The following is a 765-nucleotide window of genomic DNA, read 5'->3' on the forward strand; positions in this document are numbered from 1 at the left end:
CAGTGGGGCGGCGCCGGTGCCGCTGCCCGGTCCTCCGCCGGAGTTGATGTTGATCGCCGGCCCGCTCATGGTCACGCCGCCGCCATCGATCTTGATGAAGCTGCCACCGCCGACCAGCGTCAGTTCGGCCCCGGCTTCCAGCACCACCTTCATCCCGCTGCTCAGGTGAATTTCCTGGCCGGCGTCGATGAATTGCCCGGTGCCGATCTTGATGTGCTGGTTCACGCCCACGGTCAGGTGGTCGTTGGCGCGTGCTTCGACTTTGCGGTCTTCGTAAACCGTGTGGTGTTCTTCGGCCTTGAATTCCGTGTAGCTGTTCTTTTCCACGACGTCGTGGCGTTCGTTGCCGACGCGGATTTTCTGGTCGTGTTCGATGTTTTCGTCCCAGTCGCGCTGGGCATGGAGGAAGATCTGTTCCTGGCCTTTCTTGTCTTCGATGCGCAGTTCGTTGAAGCCGCCGCCACCCATCGAGCTCAGGGTCTTGAAGGTGGTGCGGGTCTTGTTCGCCGGCAGGGCGTAGGGGACGGTGTTTTCCTTGTGGTACAGGCAGCCGCTGATCAGCGGCTGGTCGGGGTCGCCTTCAAGGAAGGTGACCAGCACTTCCATGCCGATGCGCGGGATGGCGATGCCGCCATACTGGGCGCCGGCCCAGGCGCTGGAGACGCGCAGCCAGCAGCTGGTCTTGTCGTCGGCCTGGCCGTCGCGGTCCCAGTGGAACTGGACTTTCACGCGGCCGTATTCGTCGCAGTGGATTTCTTCGCCTTT

Annotated in this window: 1 protein-coding gene; it reads right to left on the reverse strand. The window is 62.9% G+C overall.

Annotated elements, in window-relative coordinates; all coding sequences use genetic code 11:
* Positions 1–765 (reverse strand): type VI secretion system tip protein TssI/VgrG (tssI, locus tag CAG25_RS28105; RefSeq protein WP_143493013.1); only part of this gene is annotated, 765 nt, incomplete at both ends.

This window comes from Pseudomonas sp. B16(2017), from assembly GCF_002113205.1.
Classification (GTDB): domain Bacteria; phylum Pseudomonadota; class Gammaproteobacteria; order Pseudomonadales; family Pseudomonadaceae; genus Aquipseudomonas; species Aquipseudomonas pharyngis.